The 15,720-nt window shown below is 67.8% G+C and carries 13 protein-coding genes; 9 read left to right on the forward strand and 4 right to left on the reverse strand.

Annotated elements, in window-relative coordinates:
- Window positions 1-62: 62 nt before the first annotated feature.
- Entirely contained in the window at window positions 63-635 is a 573-nt protein-coding gene (locus ACGFI6_RS33170) for a TetR/AcrR family transcriptional regulator (RefSeq protein WP_393125647.1), read from the reverse strand.
- 82 nt (window positions 636-717) lie between these two features.
- Between ACGFI6_RS33170 and ACGFI6_RS33175 the strand changes: the two genes are divergently transcribed.
- Genes ACGFI6_RS33175 through katG form a run of 4 tightly spaced genes read left to right on the forward strand, consistent with a single transcriptional unit; the run spans window position 718 to window position 4,754 of the window.
- Window positions 718-1,599, forward strand: a complete 882-nt coding sequence (locus ACGFI6_RS33175) for an SDR family oxidoreductase (RefSeq protein WP_393125649.1) — start codon at window positions 718-720, stop codon at window positions 1,597-1,599.
- Window positions 1,600-1,626: 27 nt separating this feature from the next.
- The gene (locus ACGFI6_RS33180) at window positions 1,627-2,016 is read left to right on the forward strand and encodes a VOC family protein (protein ID WP_393125651.1); all 390 of its coding nucleotides are present in this window, start codon (window positions 1,627-1,629) and stop codon (window positions 2,014-2,016) included.
- A 58-nt stretch (window positions 2,017-2,074) separates the two neighbouring features.
- The gene (locus ACGFI6_RS33185) at window positions 2,075-2,500 is read left to right on the forward strand and encodes a Fur family transcriptional regulator (RefSeq protein WP_393125653.1); all 426 of its coding nucleotides are present in this window, start codon (window positions 2,075-2,077) and stop codon (window positions 2,498-2,500) included.
- A 37-nt stretch (window positions 2,501-2,537) separates the two neighbouring features.
- Entirely contained in the window at window positions 2,538-4,754 is a 2,217-nt protein-coding gene (katG, locus tag ACGFI6_RS33190; protein WP_393125655.1) for a catalase/peroxidase HPI, read from the forward strand.
- Window positions 4,755-4,814: 60 nt separating this feature from the next.
- On the opposite strand, the gene ACGFI6_RS33195 is transcribed toward katG, so the two are convergent.
- Window positions 4,815-5,534 carry a hypothetical protein gene (locus ACGFI6_RS33195; protein ID WP_393125657.1) on the reverse strand — a complete coding sequence of 240 codons (720 nt, stop codon included), beginning with the start codon at window positions 5,532-5,534 and terminating at the stop codon, window positions 4,815-4,817.
- Window positions 5,535-5,814: 280 nt separating this feature from the next.
- On the reverse strand, window positions 5,815-6,177 hold the full coding sequence (locus ACGFI6_RS33200; RefSeq protein ID WP_393125659.1) for a hypothetical protein: 363 nt from the start codon (window positions 6,175-6,177) through the stop codon (window positions 5,815-5,817).
- Window positions 6,178-6,636: 459 nt separating this feature from the next.
- Between ACGFI6_RS33200 and ACGFI6_RS33205 the strand changes: the two genes are divergently transcribed.
- From ACGFI6_RS33205 to ACGFI6_RS33225, 5 genes are all read left to right on the forward strand, one after another.
- Window positions 6,637-7,089, forward strand: a complete 453-nt coding sequence (locus tag ACGFI6_RS33205; protein WP_393125661.1) for a hypothetical protein — start codon at window positions 6,637-6,639, stop codon at window positions 7,087-7,089.
- Entirely contained in the window at window positions 7,086-7,697 is a 612-nt protein-coding gene (locus ACGFI6_RS33210; protein WP_393125663.1) for a hypothetical protein, read from the forward strand. The genes ACGFI6_RS33205 and ACGFI6_RS33210 overlap by 4 nt, the downstream gene beginning before the upstream one ends.
- Before the next feature lie 163 nt (window positions 7,698-7,860).
- Window positions 7,861-9,300, forward strand: coding sequence for a GuaB1 family IMP dehydrogenase-related protein (locus tag ACGFI6_RS33215; RefSeq protein WP_393125665.1), 1,440 nt, complete (start codon window positions 7,861-7,863; stop codon window positions 9,298-9,300).
- Between the two features lie 369 nt (window positions 9,301-9,669).
- Window positions 9,670-10,653 carry a LuxR C-terminal-related transcriptional regulator gene (locus tag ACGFI6_RS33220; protein ID WP_393125667.1) on the forward strand — a complete coding sequence of 328 codons (984 nt, stop codon included), beginning with the start codon at window positions 9,670-9,672 and terminating at the stop codon, window positions 10,651-10,653.
- Between the two features lie 81 nt (window positions 10,654-10,734).
- Complete coding sequence (locus ACGFI6_RS33225) at window positions 10,735-14,238, forward strand: discoidin domain-containing protein (protein ID WP_393125669.1); 3,504 nt, start codon at window positions 10,735-10,737, stop codon at window positions 14,236-14,238.
- On the opposite strand, the gene proS is transcribed toward ACGFI6_RS33225, so the two are convergent.
- Window positions 14,235-15,647, reverse strand: a complete 1,413-nt coding sequence (gene proS, locus ACGFI6_RS33230; RefSeq protein ID WP_393125671.1) for a proline--tRNA ligase — start codon at window positions 15,645-15,647, stop codon at window positions 14,235-14,237. The genes ACGFI6_RS33225 and proS overlap by 4 nt on opposite strands.
- Window positions 15,648-15,720: the final 73 nt, after the last annotated feature.

Genomic DNA, 15,720 nt, shown 5'->3' on the forward strand with positions numbered 1-15,720 from the left:
AGGAGCAACCTAGGAGTCGTGGCCGTCGTCCGGCTGCCCGTACTGTGCCCGTACCGGTGGGGTCAGCTGAGCGTTGTGGCTGCTGCTTTGAGGTCGTCCAGCGCGGCCAGGGTGCGCTGAGACAGCGTGGAGTCGTCGTCGACGGCCGTCCAGCTCTCGAAGCCTTGCTTGAACGCCAGGAGCCCGAGCTCGGCTGCCAGGTGGGCGATCGGGGCTGGGGTGCCTCGGCTCAGCAGGGCCTCGGTCATGGCTCGGCCCAGACCCACCGACTTCAGGGCGTCGCGTTCCTGGAGCTCTGTGCTGGCGGCGATGGCTGCCTTCAGGCGGGGAGCGAGCTCGCGGTTCATGGGGCCCATGGTGTTCGCGGCGCGTTCCAGGCCGGCGGCCACGGCCTCCAGCGGAGTGGCGGCGGCCGGCGCCTCGGTGATGCCCTCGGTCAGGAGCGTGCTGAGGGCGTCCTGCCCGGCGACCAGGAGTTCGCGCTTGTCCGGGAAGTGCCGGAAGAACGTGCTCTTGGTGACGCCTGCGCGCTCGGCGATCTGGGCGACCGTGGTGGTGTCGTAGCCGTGTTCGGCGAACAGGTCTACCGCGGCCATGACCAGCCGCTCGCGTGCTCCTGGTTGCCATCGTGCCATGCCGCCATTCTAGGCGATGGGACCTTTGTCCCATCGAGTGCTACGGTGATAGGACAAAGGTCCCATCACTGAGGAGTTCCTGATGCAGGTCTTCATTACCGGCGGCACCGGGCTGATCGGTTCCGCCGTCGTTCGTGAGTTGCTCGCCAACGGGCACACGGTGCTCGGGCTGGCGCGGTCCGATGCGTCCGCCGCTGCGTTGCGGGAGGCCGGCGCGGAAACAGTTCGCGGCGGTTTGGCCGATCTCGACGTGCTGCGCGCCGGCGCCGCCAAGTCCGACGGCGTGATTCACCTTGCCTTCAGCAACGACTTCAGCAGTCCGGAGGTGCTGGCCGCGGGGGTTGCCGAAGAGAGTGCTGCGCTGGCAGCGATGGGTGAGGAGTTGGTCGGGAGTGGGCGGCCGCTGGTGACGGTGTCCGGTACGCCGTGGGTGCCGGGGCGGGCGTCCACCGAGGAGGACCCGTTGCCGTTGGAGGGTCCGGTGGGTGGGCGCGGGCGTTCCGTCATGGCGGCGCTGGCGTTGGCCGAGCGCGGTGTGCGGAGTGCTGCCGTACGGATGCCGCGAACTGTCCATAACGAGGGTGACGGTGGATTTGCCGGCCTGCTGACACAGATCGCGCGTCAAAGCGGAGTGTCCGGATATCCCGGTGACGGTACGCAGCGTTGGCCCGCGGTGCATGCACTGGATGCGGCGGTGCTCTTCCGGCTGGTGCTGGAGAGTGCGGACGCCGGTACGGCGTGGCAGGCGGTGGACGACGAGGGAGACGCCGTACGGGACATTGCCGAGGTGATCGGCCGGCGGCTCGGACTGCCGGTGCAGTCGGTGCCGGAAGAGACGTACGGCCCACTCGGCCAGATCTTCGCGGTTGATCAGCCGGCGTCGAGTACGTACACGCGGAAGACTCTCGGCTGGCGGCCTGAGCACCCGAAGCTGCTGGCGGACCTGGAGAACATCCAGCCCTGAGGTGCAGACTGGGGGCGGAGGTACGCGATGGCTACCGTTCGCTACATGGTCCATGACGTCGACGCTGCGATCGCCTTCTATTGCGATCAGCTCGGGTTCCGCGAGGTGATGCACCCGGCGCCGACGTTCGCCATGGTCGCCCGGAACGACCTGCGGCTGACGCTCAGCGTCCCCGGGGGCGGGCCGGGCGGCGGGCAGGCGATGCCCGACGGTACGTTGCCGGCCCCGGGCGGCTGGAACCGGATCTCGCTCGAGGTCGCAGACCTCGAGGCCGACGTCGATCGGCTGCGCGCGGCCGGAGTCGTGTTCCGCAACGACGTCGTGACCGGCGTGGGCGGCAAGCAGATCCTGGTCGACGATCCGTCCGGCAATCCGGTGGAACTCTTCCAGCCCTTGATCCCCGAGGCGGCCGAGTAGTTAGGAAACGCGGCAGCTAATCTTGACTCATTCCAGAAAACGCGGAAGACTGCTGGGCGTGCCGACGGTGGATGAGCTCGAGGGGTTGCTGCGTGCAGCCTCGTTGCGGGTGACCCGGCCGCGGCTGGCGGTGCTGACCGCGGTCTACGGGCATCCGCATGCGGACACGGACTCGATTATCGGTGCCGTGCGCAACGAACTGCCCCAGACCTCGCATCAGGCGGTGTACGACTCGCTGCAGACGTTGACGGCAGCGGGCCTGGTACGGCGGATCCAGCCGCTGGGATCGGTGGCGCGGTACGAATCGCGGGTGGGCGACAACCATCACCACGCGGTCTGCCGGTCCTGCGGTGCGATCGCCGACGTCGACTGTGCGGTCGGGCATGCGCCCTGCCTGACCGCGTCCGACGACCACGGTTTCGTCATCGACGAGGCCGAGGTCATCTACTGGGGCCTGTGCGCCGACTGCTCACGCCGTACCTGATCTTCGTTCGACAACGTCCAGTCCTGGAAGGAATCCGATGTCCGAGACCCATGAGCCCCTGCCTGGCGAGGCTTCCGCGGAGAGCCGCGGCGCCGAGGAGACCGGCGGCTGCCCGGTGAACCACGGTCAGGGCGTGCACCCGACCAGCGGGAACGCCAACCGTGAATGGTGGCCGAACCAGCTGAACCTGAAGATCCTGGCCAAGAACCCGGCCGTCGCGAACCCGCTCGGCGGAGACTTCGACTACGCCGCCGAGTTCAAGACCCTGGACCTGGCCGCGGTCAAGGCCGACATCGCCGAGGTGCTCACCACCTCGCAGGACTGGTGGCCGGCCGACTTCGGCAACTACGGCCCGCTGATGATCCGGATGGCCTGGCACAGCGCCGGTACGTACCGGATCCACGACGGCCGCGGTGGCGCCGGCGCCGGGCAGCAGCGGTTCGCGCCGCTGAACAGCTGGCCGGACAACGGCAACCTGGACAAGGCGCGCCGGCTGCTCTGGCCGGTGAAGAAGAAGTACGGCCAGAAGATCTCCTGGGCCGACCTGCTGGTGCTGACCGGCAACGTCGCACTGGAGACGATGGGCTTCAAGACTTTCGGGTACGCCGGCGGCCGTGAGGACGTGTGGGAGCCCGAGACCGACGTGTACTGGGGTCCGGAGACGACCTGGCTCGGCGACGAGCGGTACACCGGTGACCGCGACCTGGAGCGTCCGCTCGGTGCGGTCCAGATGGGCCTCATCTACGTGAACCCGGAAGGCCCGAACGGCAACCCGGACCCGATCGCGTCGGCCCGCGACATCCGCGAGACGTTCGGCCGGATGGCGATGAACGACGAGGAGACCGTCGCGCTGATCGCGGGCGGCCACACGTTCGGCAAGACCCACGGAGCCGGCCCGGCCGAGAACGTCGGCGCGGAGCCCGAGGGTGCGCCGATGGACCACATGGGCCTGGGCTGGCGGAGCACGTTCAACACCGGCAAGGGCAAGGACGCGATCACCAGCGGTCTCGAGGTCACCTGGACCACCAAGCCGACGCAGTGGACGAACGAGTTCTGGGAGATCCTGTTCGGCTACGAGTGGGAGCTGAGCAAGAGCCCGGCCGGCGCCAACCAGTGGGTGGCGAAGAACGCCGAGGCGATCGTCCCGGACGCGCACGGCGGCCCGAACAAGCTGCCGACGATGCTGACCACCGACCTCGCGCTGCGGTTCGACCCGATCTATGAGCCGATCTCGCGGCGGTTCAAGGACAACCCGGACGAGTTCGCGGACGCGTTCGCGCGGGCCTGGTACAAGCTGACGCACCGCGACATGGGCCCGATCGTGCGCTACCTCGGCTCCGAGGTTCCGGGCGAGGTGCTGATCTGGCAGGACCCGGTGCCGGCCGTCGACCACGAGCTGGTGAACGACGCCGACGTGACCGCGCTCAAGGCCGCTATCGCCGCGTCGGGCCTGACCGTGGCGCAGCTGGTCTCGACCGCGTGGGCGTCCGCGTCGACGTTCCGCGGCAGTGACAAGCGTGGTGGCGCCAACGGTGCACGTATCCGCCTGCAGCCGCAGAGCGGGTGGCAGGTCAACAACCCCGACGAGCTCGCCCAGGTACTGCGGACGCTCGAGGGCATCCAGCAGTCGTTCGGCAAGCCGGTCTCGCTCGCGGACGTGATCGTCCTGGCCGGTGGTGTCGGTGTCGAGATCGCCGCGAAGAACGCCGGCGTCGACATCGTCGTACCGTTCACCCCGGGCCGTACGGACGCGACCGCGGAGCAGACCGACGCGGACTCGTTCGCCGCGCTCGAGCCGGTCGCGGACGGGTTCCGCAACTACTACGGCAAGGGCAACCGGCTGCCGGCCGAGTACCTGCTGCTCGACCGTGCGAACCTGCTCACGCTGAGCGCCCCGGAGCTGGCCGTCCTGGTCGGCGGTCTGCGGGTCCTCGGTGCGAACTACGACGGTTCGAAGTACGGCGTACTCACCGACAACCCCGGCACGCTGACGAACGACTTCTTCGTCAACCTGCTCGACCTCGGCACCGAGTGGCACGCGACCGACGAGAGCCAGGAGACGTTCGAGGGCACCGTCGACGGCAAGGTGAAGTGGACCGGTACCCGCGCCGACCTGGTCTTCGGCTCGAACTCCGAGCTCCGCGCCGTCGCCGAGGTCTACGCCAGTGACGACGCCAAGCAGAAGTTCGTCACCGAGTTCGCCGCCGCCTGGCACAAGGTGATGGAACTCGACCGCTTCGACCTCCACCGCTGACCCACTCCGAAACCGGCTCCCTCGCGCATGCGGCGGAGCCGGTTTCGCAGTGCGCAGCGCTCAGTTGTGGCAGGTGCGCGGCGGCGCGGACGGGGCTGTCGGGTCGCCGTTGGGGTCTACCAGAACCGGGCGGAGGTCGGTGATCTGGAGAGGGAGAGAGCGGCTGAAGTTGAGTGGGATGTCGCCCTGCATGCCGCCGCCGGTCCAATGCACGGTCCAGTACGCCGTTGCGGTGACGGTGTAGCTGCCTGTCTTCGTACAGCGTGAGGACTTGGTGTACTTGAAGCCGCACGTGGGCGATGAGGGCATGGCCTTCAGTGACTTGCCGGCCGCCATGCTCGTGGTGAACGGCGTGCCGGCGCCCTTGCAGGTAACGGACTTGCCGGCGCCCATGGCCCAGTCGATGTGGTCCACCCTGCCGGTCGCCGTGATCGACACCCCACCGAGCGTCGCAGTCTTGGTCTGCGGCCCGGTCGTCGTCGGCCCCGGATCCGTCACCCACATCCAAACCGGCACATTCACAATGCCGACATGCTGCGCACTCTGCACATAAGGCGAAACCCCAAGCCCCGGCGCCACAAACCCCATCGTCCGAACCACCAGCCGCGCAGCAACCCGAGGATCAATCGTGCGCGCCTTCGCGGGCTCCCGGACGACGGACAGCGCCCTCTCGATGCCTTCCGGTCTCCCGTTCACGACGTCAAGAATCACCCAGCACATGTAGTACTTGGTGCCTGGCGGGTACTTGATGGGCGGTCCCATCAGGAGCGGCGTGTCCACGGGGGTCAGGTAGCAGCCTGACCCCGCGTCGAAGAACCCGTCGGCTGTCCGGCAAGGCACAACCTGACCTTTGAAACGCACGCAGACTTGGCCGGCTTCTTGGATCCGGGAGTTGCCGTCCCGGAGGTCTTGGGCGGGTCTCCGCCGTCCTCGACGGAGGTTACACATTGGCCCGCGCTCCACCCGACGACGCAGTCCGATGAGCTCGGGACAGGATCTGCGGTTGCTCTGGGCAATCCTAGGAGGGACAGAGCGACTACGGCGCCGAGGACCTTGTACGTCAACACTTGGCGGCCTTCCTGCTCTGCGCATGATCAGCCTTCCAGGCGCCCTGGACGCGACGCATCTGCATCTGATCGACAGTCTGGTCGGGCGTACCGGGCCGCCGAACGCTCTTGCCCTTCGAGTCCAGCGCACCTGCCTCGGAGGAGTCGACGCACGCGCTCAGGATCAGATCGTTGATCTCGCCGGTGGCGTCAGGCTTGCCGATGCTCAGCGGCTTGGTCCAGACGACCCGCAAGTGGCCTGCGGAGTGCCATTTGTAGGCGCGGAAGTTCTCTGCCTCGATGATTTCGGCCTTGAGCATGACGCCGCTCGTGTACTTGTTCAATGCGGTCACATTGACGCCGCCGCTGAGGTACATGGCGTCCACTGCAGCGACGAAGCCGCGGTAGGCCGTTGATGCGGCTGCTACTGCCTGTGTTTTGGGCGAGTGGCTGGAGGTGGGGGAGGGCGTCGAGGTCGGCGAAGTGGGGGTGGTGTTGGGGTGACCGGCTTCGGGGGAGCCTTGGCAGGCCGTTAGCGCTGTCAGGGCGCAGAGGGCTGCGAGGGCGGTTCCGAGGGCCGGTCGGCGCGGCATTGGTGGCTCCGTTCATCGATGCGGGTGGTGTAAGGGTCGCATACGGAGGGTGTTCGCCGGCGGGTTATCCACAGAGCTGCAGGTTTGCTGCAATCGCGGGAGTGCCTGTGGATAAGTGGGGCTGAGGGCGGGTGGGAGTCGTACAGTCGGGGGGTGGCTACTGAGGGTTTTGAGGTTTGGTCGGTGGGGGATTTGCGGCGGGATCTTGCTGGGGTGTTGGGGCGGTTTCGGCGGGGGCGGGGGATGGCGTTCAGTTTTGGGGACGGTGGGGTGCCGGAGGCGGTGGTGCTGACGTACGACCAGTTCGAGGATCTTGGTGGGGAGACGAAGTTCGAGCGGCGGCCCGGTGTGGTGGGGGTCGAGGACGTTCGGGCTGAGTTGGCGGCGATGGTGGAGGCGATTCGGGGTGGGGCGTTCGCGCCGGTGGTGTGGGGGGATGGGGGTGTGGCTGAGGCGGTCATCATGTCCACTGCGCAGTACCGCGAGTTGCGTGGGGACGATGAGCCTCCGGCGGGGACGATCGACGACCCGACCCGTCGCGTCTACGCCAGCGAACCCCTCCCGACCAGCCGCGCCATGACTCTCGACGAGATCGCCGAGATGATGGGGCCGTACACCCAGCAGGTGCTCGAGGAGATCCGCCAGGAGCAGCGCGAGGAGGCGGAGGGTTCGCGCCGGGACGATGACTCGCAGTGAGCCAAGGCCCGGCGCGTTACGAGATCGTCATCGGCAAGGGGTTCGCCGTCGACCTGATGCGTCTTGCGGCGGCCGCTGAGAAGGATCCGCGTGGCCCCGACGGCTATCTTCACCGCCAGGTGCTGAGGCAGATCGGCGACCTCGCCGAGGGGGTGGCTGATGGGCGGCATGCATTGGGGTATGAGTCGGGGAAGGGGGATTTGCGGGATTGTGTGACTGCTTATCTGCAGTCGGATCCGCAGGCGAAGGCTGATTATCGGCTGGTGTTTCGGGAGATGCCGCCGGAGGGGCCGGGTGGGATTCCGCGGCGGGAGTTGCTGGCTGTCAAGCCGCGGCAGGGCGCCGGGAACATCTATGAGCACACGTGCGCGCGGCTGAACCGGAACCCGCACGATCGGCAGCCGGGGCTGAATGCGTTCGGTGATCGGATGCCCAGCCTCAAGCAGAACCAGGCTCAGCGGCAGGCCGAGCTTGACGCCAAGCGTGCTGTCGCGCACGCGTTCCCCGGTCAGGTGCCGTTGGCAACGTCACGCCCGCTGGCGGCCGCTCAGTTCGGCGCCCGTCGGGCGGACTCACCGTCGCAGCCGGGCCAGAGCCTCGACCGCTGAGGTGGTTCCCCACGCAGGCAGAACCCCGCAAAACCGGGGCAAAACGGCCTGATATCGGGGGTTCTGCCTGCGTGGAGAACCAGTTGGCGGATGGGGAGGGTTTGAAAGCGGGGGCTTGCGTGGCAGGCTGGTTGGGTTTGTTGTGGGCGGAGAGGGAGCTGGTATGCGGTTTCATGGAGATCGGGTGCCGGCGGGTGACCTGACGTTCAGTGATGTGTTCTTGGTGCCTAATCGGTCGGCGGTGGCGTCGCGGCTGGATGTGGATCTGTCGACGGCGGATGGGACCGGGGCGTCGATTCCGGTGGTTGCGGCGAACATGACCGCGGTGTCGGGGCGGCGGATGGCGGAGACGATCGCTCGGTGTGGCGGGCTGGCGGTGATTCCGCAGGACATTCCGGTGGATGTGGTCGCCGAGGTTGTTGCCTGGGTCAAGCAGCGGGATCCGGTGCATGACACGGCGTTGACGCTGCCCCCGACCGGTACGGTCGGCGAGGCGCTGAACCTGCTGCCGAAGCGGAACCACGGTGCCGTGATCGTCGTCGACCGGGGGCGTCCGGTGGGTGTCGTGACGGAGGCGGACTGCTCCGGCGTCGACCGGTTCGCGCAGCTGGACGCGATCATGTCCCGTGAGTTGCTCACGTTGCCGTACGGGATCGATCCGGAGGCGGCGTTCAACCAGCTGCACGACGGTCGGCACCGGCTGGCTCCGGTTGTCGATCGCGAGGGCGAGATCGTCGGCATCCTCACCCGTCAGCGGGCTCTCCGCGCCACGCTGTACGACCCGGCGCTCGATGCGAACGGCAAGCTCCGCGTCGCGGCCGCGATCGGGATGAACGGTGACGCGGAGCAGAAGGCGAAGGCCTTGCTGGATGTCGGCATTGACGTCCTGGTGCTCGACACCGCGCACGGGCACCAGGAGCGGATGCTCGAGGTCGTCGAACGGGTCCGTGCACTCGCCCCGCAGGTGCCGATCGTGGCCGGCAACGTGGTGACCGCCGAAGGCGTCACGGATCTCGTCAACGCCGGCGCGGACATCGTGAAGGTCGGTGTCGGACCGGGGGCGATGTGCACGACCCGGATGCAGACGGCGGTCGGGCGCCCGCAGTTCTCGGCGGTGCTCGAGTGTGCGACAAGGGCGCGGGAGCTCGGCAAGCACGTGTGGGCGGACGGCGGCGTACGGCATCCGCGGGATGTGGCGCTGGCGCTCGCGGCGGGCGCGTCGAGTGTGATGATCGGATCCTGGTTCGCGGGTACGTACGAGTCGCCGGGCGACCCGCACCGCGACAGCAAGGGCCGGATCTACAAGGAGAGCTTCGGGATGGCGTCGGCCCGCGCGGTCAAGTCCCGTACCGCCGAGGACTCGCCGTTCCAGCGCGCCCGGAAGAGCATCTTCGAGGAAGGGATCTCGACCGCCCGGATGTACCTGGATGCGGACCGCCCGAGCGTCGAGGACCTGCTGGACTCGATCGTGTCCGGGATCCGCAGCTCCTGCACGTACGTCGGCGCGGCGAACCTGAACGAGTACCACGAGCGTGCCGTGGTCGGGTTGCAGACCGCCGCCGGGTACGCGGAGGGCAAACCGCTCGACACCAGCTGGCTGTAATCGACTACACGGGCGTCATCCCGAGGGTGAGAGCGGGGCCCCGGCAAGATCATGCGCCGGGCGATGGTCACGGACCGCGTTCGGTGTCACCGTGTAGTCAACAGGGGGAGGAAGGGCACCGAACCATCCGTCGGGGGGTCGGAGTCCCGCTGGGGGCAGCGGGAGCGATCGACGCGGGGGCGCACGAACACCGGTGTCCTGCTCGTAGACGCGGGCGGTGGTGAGTTCGACCGAGGCTTGGGAGGGCGACTCGGGAACTCGCCCACCGCCCGCATCTGCTGTTCCGGCGGCACTTCACCGAGGCGCCCTTGATCCGGGCGGCGTACGGCGGCATAGTCTCAAGTGATCGATTGCTGCTCGGGAGCCGCTGTGGAAGCAGACAAGGCTGCCCCGCTACGGGTTGATGCCGAGACCGCGATCATCCTGCGCGAGGCGTACCACAAGATCGAAGCGTTGTTCCGCTCCGATCACTACGGGCTGTACGACTACGTCCGGGTGGTGGCCGGGAAGGTCGCGCACGTCGACGCGTTCTACGTCGGGTTCCTGCAGGGCACCAGCCGGGTGCGGTATCCGTACGGGTACGACGACGGCCAGTACGTCGACCCGGACACGCACATCTTCGGGCCCGGCGGGCAGACCGCGTGGCTGCTCAAGCACCGGCAGACGTACCGGTTCGGGTACGACAACGGGTTCGTGCTGCACGCCGGCGTACCGGTCGGAGATCCTGCCCGGCGCTCGGAGGACGCCGTGACCGTGCCGATCTACCGGCCGGCGAAGGACGGGCCCGACCAGCTGTTCGGGATGCTGTCGATGCAGAGTTACACGCCCAGGACGTACGACGACAACGCGGTGCGGGCGTTCGAGTGGCTGAGCGAAGTGGTGGAGCGGGTGCTGACCCGTGAGGGCGAGGACCGGGAGGCGTTGCGCCGGCTGCCCGCGGGGGACGTCGGCCCGAACCTGCTGACCTCGGACCACGTCATGGAGTACCTGACGCACCGGGTCGCGTCGATCCGCGAGATCGCGGCCGAGGCGCTGGACGAGCCTGACGTCGGTACGGCGGTGCACCGGCATCTGGAGCGGATCGTCGACGCGGCCGAGCACATCCAGTCCGAGCTCATCGAGATGCTGATGGAGACCGACGAAGGTCCCGAACGGCGGTTCACCACGCTCACCAAGGCGCAGCAAGGGGTCGCTCTGCTGCTGGCCGACGGCCTCGACAACGACCAGTTGGCCGTGGAGCTCGGCGTCAGCCTGAACACCGTCAAGACCCACCTCAGCGCGATCCTGCGCAAGTACGGGTTCCGCTATCGCGCCCAGGTCGCCGAGGACGTCCGCAAGTACCTGGCTCGCTGACCTCTCGACATAGTTGATCGGATGAAGTAACTTCCCGGGTGGTTAATTCATAAATATCCCCGCCGCCCCTGGGAGGTTCCTGTGCCGCTCGATCCTGTGTCCCGCCGGGCTTTTCTCGCGACGAGTGGTGGACTGCTCGCGTCCTGGACGCTGCCGGCCACCGCCCGTGCAACACCACCGGCGCAGACCACCGACCTGGCGCGGTTCCGTCCGGTGCGGGCGTCGTCGACCGCGTACGCCGCGACGCCGCCGGAGTTCGCCGTCGACGGCCTCGCGGTCCCGGGCGTCCGCGGATCGGGCTGGCGGGCCGGCGGCACGGACCCGCAATGGATCATGGTCGACCTGCAGGCGCGGTGCCGGGTGGAGTCCGTACGGCTGACGTTCGAGGCGACCGCTCAGGATCCTGCCTTCGACTTCTCCGGCGGCAACCCGTACGGGAACACGACCGGGCAGGAGTTGCTGTCCAGTTCACCGCTGGACTTCCGGGTCGACACCTCGACGGACGGCACGTCCTGGCAGACCGTGCACCAGGCGACGAACAGCCCCGGCGGCGCGGTGGAGATTGCGCTGCCGTCGCCGGTGACTGCGCAGTACGTGCGACTCACCGGGACCCGCCAGGCGAACACGAATGCCCTTGGCCTGAACGGTTTCCAGGTGTACGGCAGTACTGGAGCGCATCGTCCCGAGGCGACCGGCTGGACCGATTGGGGCCGGCACCTGGATCGACCGCCCGCGCTGCGGAAGGCCGCGGACGGGACGTACCCGATCGAGTCCGGCTGGACGCTGACGATGGACGAGTTCGCGAGTACGTCGGATGGCGCGGTGCTCGCCCAACCGGCAACTGACACGTCCACGTGGCTGCCCGCGACGGTTCCCGGGACCGTACTGGGGTCGCTTGTGGAGCAAGGGCATCTGCCGGATCCGGTCGAAGGCATGAACAACCTCGAGGTTCCGGAAGCGCTCAGTCGGCATGCGTGGTGGTACCACCGCAAGTTCGACCGGCCGACCGGCAGCGGGCGGGCCTGGCTGGAGTTCGACGGCGTGAACCATCTCGCCGAGGTGTGGCTGAACGGGACGTCCGTCGGATCCGTGAAGCACCCGTTCGCGCGAGCCGCCTTCGACGTCACCGCGGCGCTGCAGGCGAAGAACGCCCTCGTTGTTCGGATCACCCCAATGCCGCATCCCGGAACCGCCGGCGACAAAGGCGATGCAGGGCAATCGTTTGTTCAATCGGCGACCCTGTATCTGGACTCGCCGACGCTGCTCGCAGCATCCGGCTGGGACTGGATGCCCGCGGTCCGCGACCGCGCCGCCGGAATCTGGAACCACGTCCGCCTCCGCTACACCGGTGACGCGGTGGTCGGCGATCCCCGCGTCGTCACCAAGGTCCCGAGCCGCGACCGTGCAACCGTGACGATCACGGTCCCAGTACGCAACGCGGCCGCCGCGGCCCGGACGGTTACGGTGCAGGCAACGTTCCCCGGGCATACGGCCCGCAAGACCATCACCATCCAGCCAAACGCCACCACGAACGTTCCCTTCGACACGGTGACGATCGACAACCCACAACTGTGGTGGCCGAACGGCTACGGTGATCCGGCGCTACAGGAGTTGACTGTCACCGCGTCCGTCGCTGGTGCGGTGAGCGACAGCAGGACAAGCACCTTCGGGATCCGCGAGTTCTCGTACGACTACGACCTGCCGATCGTGATCGATCCGGCGACGAACAGTGCGCCGCAGACCGTCACGTTCGCCCAGCAGACCGCCCAGTACCTCCGGGTCCAAGGGCGTCGTCGCGCGACCGGGTGGGGCTATTCGCTGTGGACGTTGGCGATCAAGGACTCCACCGATCCGTCGGTGGACCTGGCGCGGACCGGTACAGCGACGGCGTCATCGGACGACGGGAGTCCCGCGTCGCAAGCAATCGACGGGAACGACAAGAGCCGGTGGTCCTCGCAGTACAACGACGATGAGTGGATCCAGGTCGATCTGGGAGCGCCGAAGGCCTTCGATCAGCTCGACTTGTTGTGGGAGACCGCGTACGCACTCTTGTTCACCGTCCAGGTCTCCCAGGACGGCGAGACCTGGACGGACGTCGAGACGGTCAGCAACGCACCGGTGCCGTTGAAGATCGGTGTGAACGGCGTCCGCGTGTTCTGCCGCGGCGGCAACTGGGGCTGGGACGAACTGCTCCGCCGGATGCCTGATGACCGGATGAGCGCGGTCCTCGGGATGCACCGGGACATGAACTTCACGATGATCCGGAACTGGATCGGGTCCAGTACGCGGGAGGAGTTCTACCAGGCCTGCGACGAGAACGGGATCCTGGTCTGGAACGACTTCTGGGAGGCAGGACCGTTCACCGACGACCTGCCCGGGTATGTCGGCATCGCCCGGGACACGATCGTCCGCTACCGGTCGCATCCCTGCATCGTGATCTGGTGCGGCGCGAACGAAGAGACTCCGCCGGCCGCGATCGGTGCCGGGATCGCGGCCGCGGTCCGCGAGGAGGACGACGAGATCCTGTACCTGCCGAACTCCGCCGCGGGGTTCGTCTCCGGTCATGGGCCGTACTACTGGGTCGATCCGGTGAAGTACTTCGACGCGAACACCTACGACACGTTCAACTTCGGGTTCCACACCGAGATCGGGATGCCGACGATCCCGGTCGTGGAGAGCATGCGGAACCTGGTCGGTGCTGACGATGCCGGCTGGCCGATCGGTACGCCCTGGTACCACCACGACTGGTCCACGCACGGCAACCAGCGGCCGGACACGTACCTCGGGGCGATCGAGGAACGGCTCGGGTCGTCGAGTGGGCTGGAGGAGTTCACCCGCAAGGCGCAGTTCGTGAACTACGAGAACCTGCGCGCGATGTTCGAGGCCTGGAACGCGCACCTGTGGAGCGATGCGTCGGCGCTGCTGCTCTGGATGTCGCACCCGGCGTGGCACTCGACCGTTTGGCAGACCTACGACTACGACCTGGACGTCAACGGCAGCTATTACGGCGCCCGCAAAGGCTGCGAGCCGATCCACGTCCAGGCGAACCGGACGGACTGGACAACGGTGGTCGTCAACCACACGACACAGCCGCTCGAAGGCACTGTCAACGCCGATGTGTACGCCCTCGACGGACGCCGACTGGCAACTCGCTCCGGTTCGGTGACAGTTGCGGACAGCAACAAAGCGGACGGTTTCCAGGTGGAGTTCGGCGACGAGCTGCCCGATCTCCACCTGCTCAGGTTGACGTTGGTCAGCGGCGGCAAAGTCCTTTCGGAGAACACCTACTGGCGGTACCGCCAACCGAATGCCATGCAGGCGCTCAACCAGCTCGGTCGGGCGCGCCTCGACGTACGAGCAAGCACCCGGAACGGTGCGCTGACCGCGACCGTCCGCAACACCGGCAACGTGGTCGCGGCGATGGTGCGGTTGTCGTTGCGGGATCACGCGGGCGAGCGGGTGCTGCCGGCGACGTACTCCGACAACTACTTCTGGCTGTTGCCCGGCGAGACCCGCACCGTCACCGTCACGACGCCGGGCTCGGCCTCCGGCCTGAAGCTGCAGGCCGAGCCCTACAACCGTTAGTACGAACGGGCGACGTACGCGATCAGGTCCGGCTCGTTGTCCTCGATCGGGAGCGAGCCGTCCTGGCGCTGGAGGCAGCGGACCGTCACGCCGGACTCGGCGAGGCGGTCCTCGCCCTCCTCGCCGACCGTGTCGTACGGCAGCCGCGCCCAGCCGGAGGCGGTCACCTCCACCGCCTCGTCGATCGTCGACACCGTGGTGATGCGGGCATTCTGGCGGTCGGTCGCTTCCGCCAGCAGGTGTTGCTGATCCGCGTCGATCGCCTCGACGACCGTGTTCGTGAGCTCGGCGAGGCCGACGGCGGACTTGGTGGAGCCGCGGAGCCGGCGTACGACGGTGGCGGTGCCGGCCGCCAGGTCGCGCGGGCCGACCTCGATCCGGATCGGTACGCCCTTGAGCTCCCAGTTCACCGCGCGGCGGCCGAACGGCTGGTCGGCGCGGTCGTCGAGCGTGACGCGCACACCGGCCGCGGTCAGGTCGTCCGCGATGCTCCGGGCCGCGGCGATCGTTTCATCCTTGATGGCGAGCACAACGACCTGTACGGGGGCGACTGAGGGCGGGACGCGGAGCCCCGCATCGTCTCCGTGCACCATGATCACGCCGCCGACCATCCGCGTCGTACTGCCCCAGGAGGTCGTCCAGGCCAGCTCGCGGCGGCCCTCGTTCGACAGGTAGCCGATGTCGAACGCGCGGGCGAAGTTCTGTCCGAGCTCGTGCGACGTCCCCATCTGCAGGGCTTTGCCGTCGCCGGTCATCGCCTCCAGGGTCATGGTGTTGATCGCGCCGGCGAACCGCTCCCGGCGCGTCTTCCGGCCGGCCACCACCGGGATCGCCAGCAGGTTGACCATCACGTCGCGGTAGACGTCGGACAGGATCCGCGTCGCGAAGGCGCGCGCGTCCTCGGCGGTCGCGTGCGCGGTATGGCCTTCCTGCCAGAGGAATTCGGTCGTCCGGAGGAACAGCCGGGGACGGAGCTCCCAGCGGACGACGTTCGACCACTGGTTCAGGAGCAGGGGCAGGTCACGGTAGCTCTGGATCCACTTCGCCATGTACTCGCCGACGACGGTCTCGGACGTGGGGCGGATCACCAGCGGCTCTTCGAGTTGCTTGCCGCCGGCATGCGTCACCACGGCGAGCTCGGGGCTGAAGCCCTCGACGTGTTCGGCCTCGCGCTGCAGATAGCTCTCGGGGATCAGGAGCGGGAAGTAGGCGTTCGCGGCGCCGGTGGACTTGATTCGGCGGTTCATTGCCTCCTGCAACAGTTCCCAGATCCCGTACCCATACGGTCGTACGACCATGGTCCCCCGCACCGGGCCGTTCTCGGCGAGCTCGGCCTTGGCAATCACGTCCTGGAACCATCGGGGGAAGTCCGTCGCCTGCGCAGCAAGCACGGATCGGGAAGCTGTCATGCTCCAGAAGTCTAGGAGCGTGCGGCCGGCGACGCCGCCCAATTAACGTACGAGCGCCCGGCCACCACGTGGG

The organism is Kribbella sp. NPDC048928, from assembly GCF_043197975.1.
Taxonomy (GTDB): Bacteria; Actinomycetota; Actinomycetes; order Propionibacteriales; family Kribbellaceae; genus Kribbella.

Bases quoted from the DNA above. Each gene is read 5' to 3' on its own strand.
- ACGFI6_RS33170 (WP_393125647.1), bottom strand. From the start codon at position 635: ATGGCACGATGGCAACCAGGAGCACGCGAGCGGCTGGTCATGGCCGCG.
- ACGFI6_RS33175 (WP_393125649.1), top strand. From the start codon at position 718: ATGCAGGTCTTCATTACCGGCGGCACCGGGCTGATCGGTTCCGCCGTC.
- ACGFI6_RS33180 (WP_393125651.1), top strand. From the start codon at position 1,627: ATGGCTACCGTTCGCTACATGGTCCATGACGTCGACGCTGCGATCGCC.
- katG (WP_393125655.1), top strand. From the start codon at position 2,538: ATGTCCGAGACCCATGAGCCCCTGCCTGGCGAGGCTTCCGCGGAGAGC.
- ACGFI6_RS33200 (WP_393125659.1), bottom strand. From the start codon at position 6,177: ATGTACCTCAGCGGCGGCGTCAATGTGACCGCATTGAACAAGTACACG.
- ACGFI6_RS33205 (WP_393125661.1), top strand. From the start codon at position 6,637: ATGGCGTTCAGTTTTGGGGACGGTGGGGTGCCGGAGGCGGTGGTGCTG.
- ACGFI6_RS33215 (WP_393125665.1), top strand. From the start codon at position 7,861: ATGCGGTTTCATGGAGATCGGGTGCCGGCGGGTGACCTGACGTTCAGT.
- proS (WP_393125671.1), bottom strand. From the start codon at position 15,647: ATGACAGCTTCCCGATCCGTGCTTGCTGCGCAGGCGACGGACTTCCCC.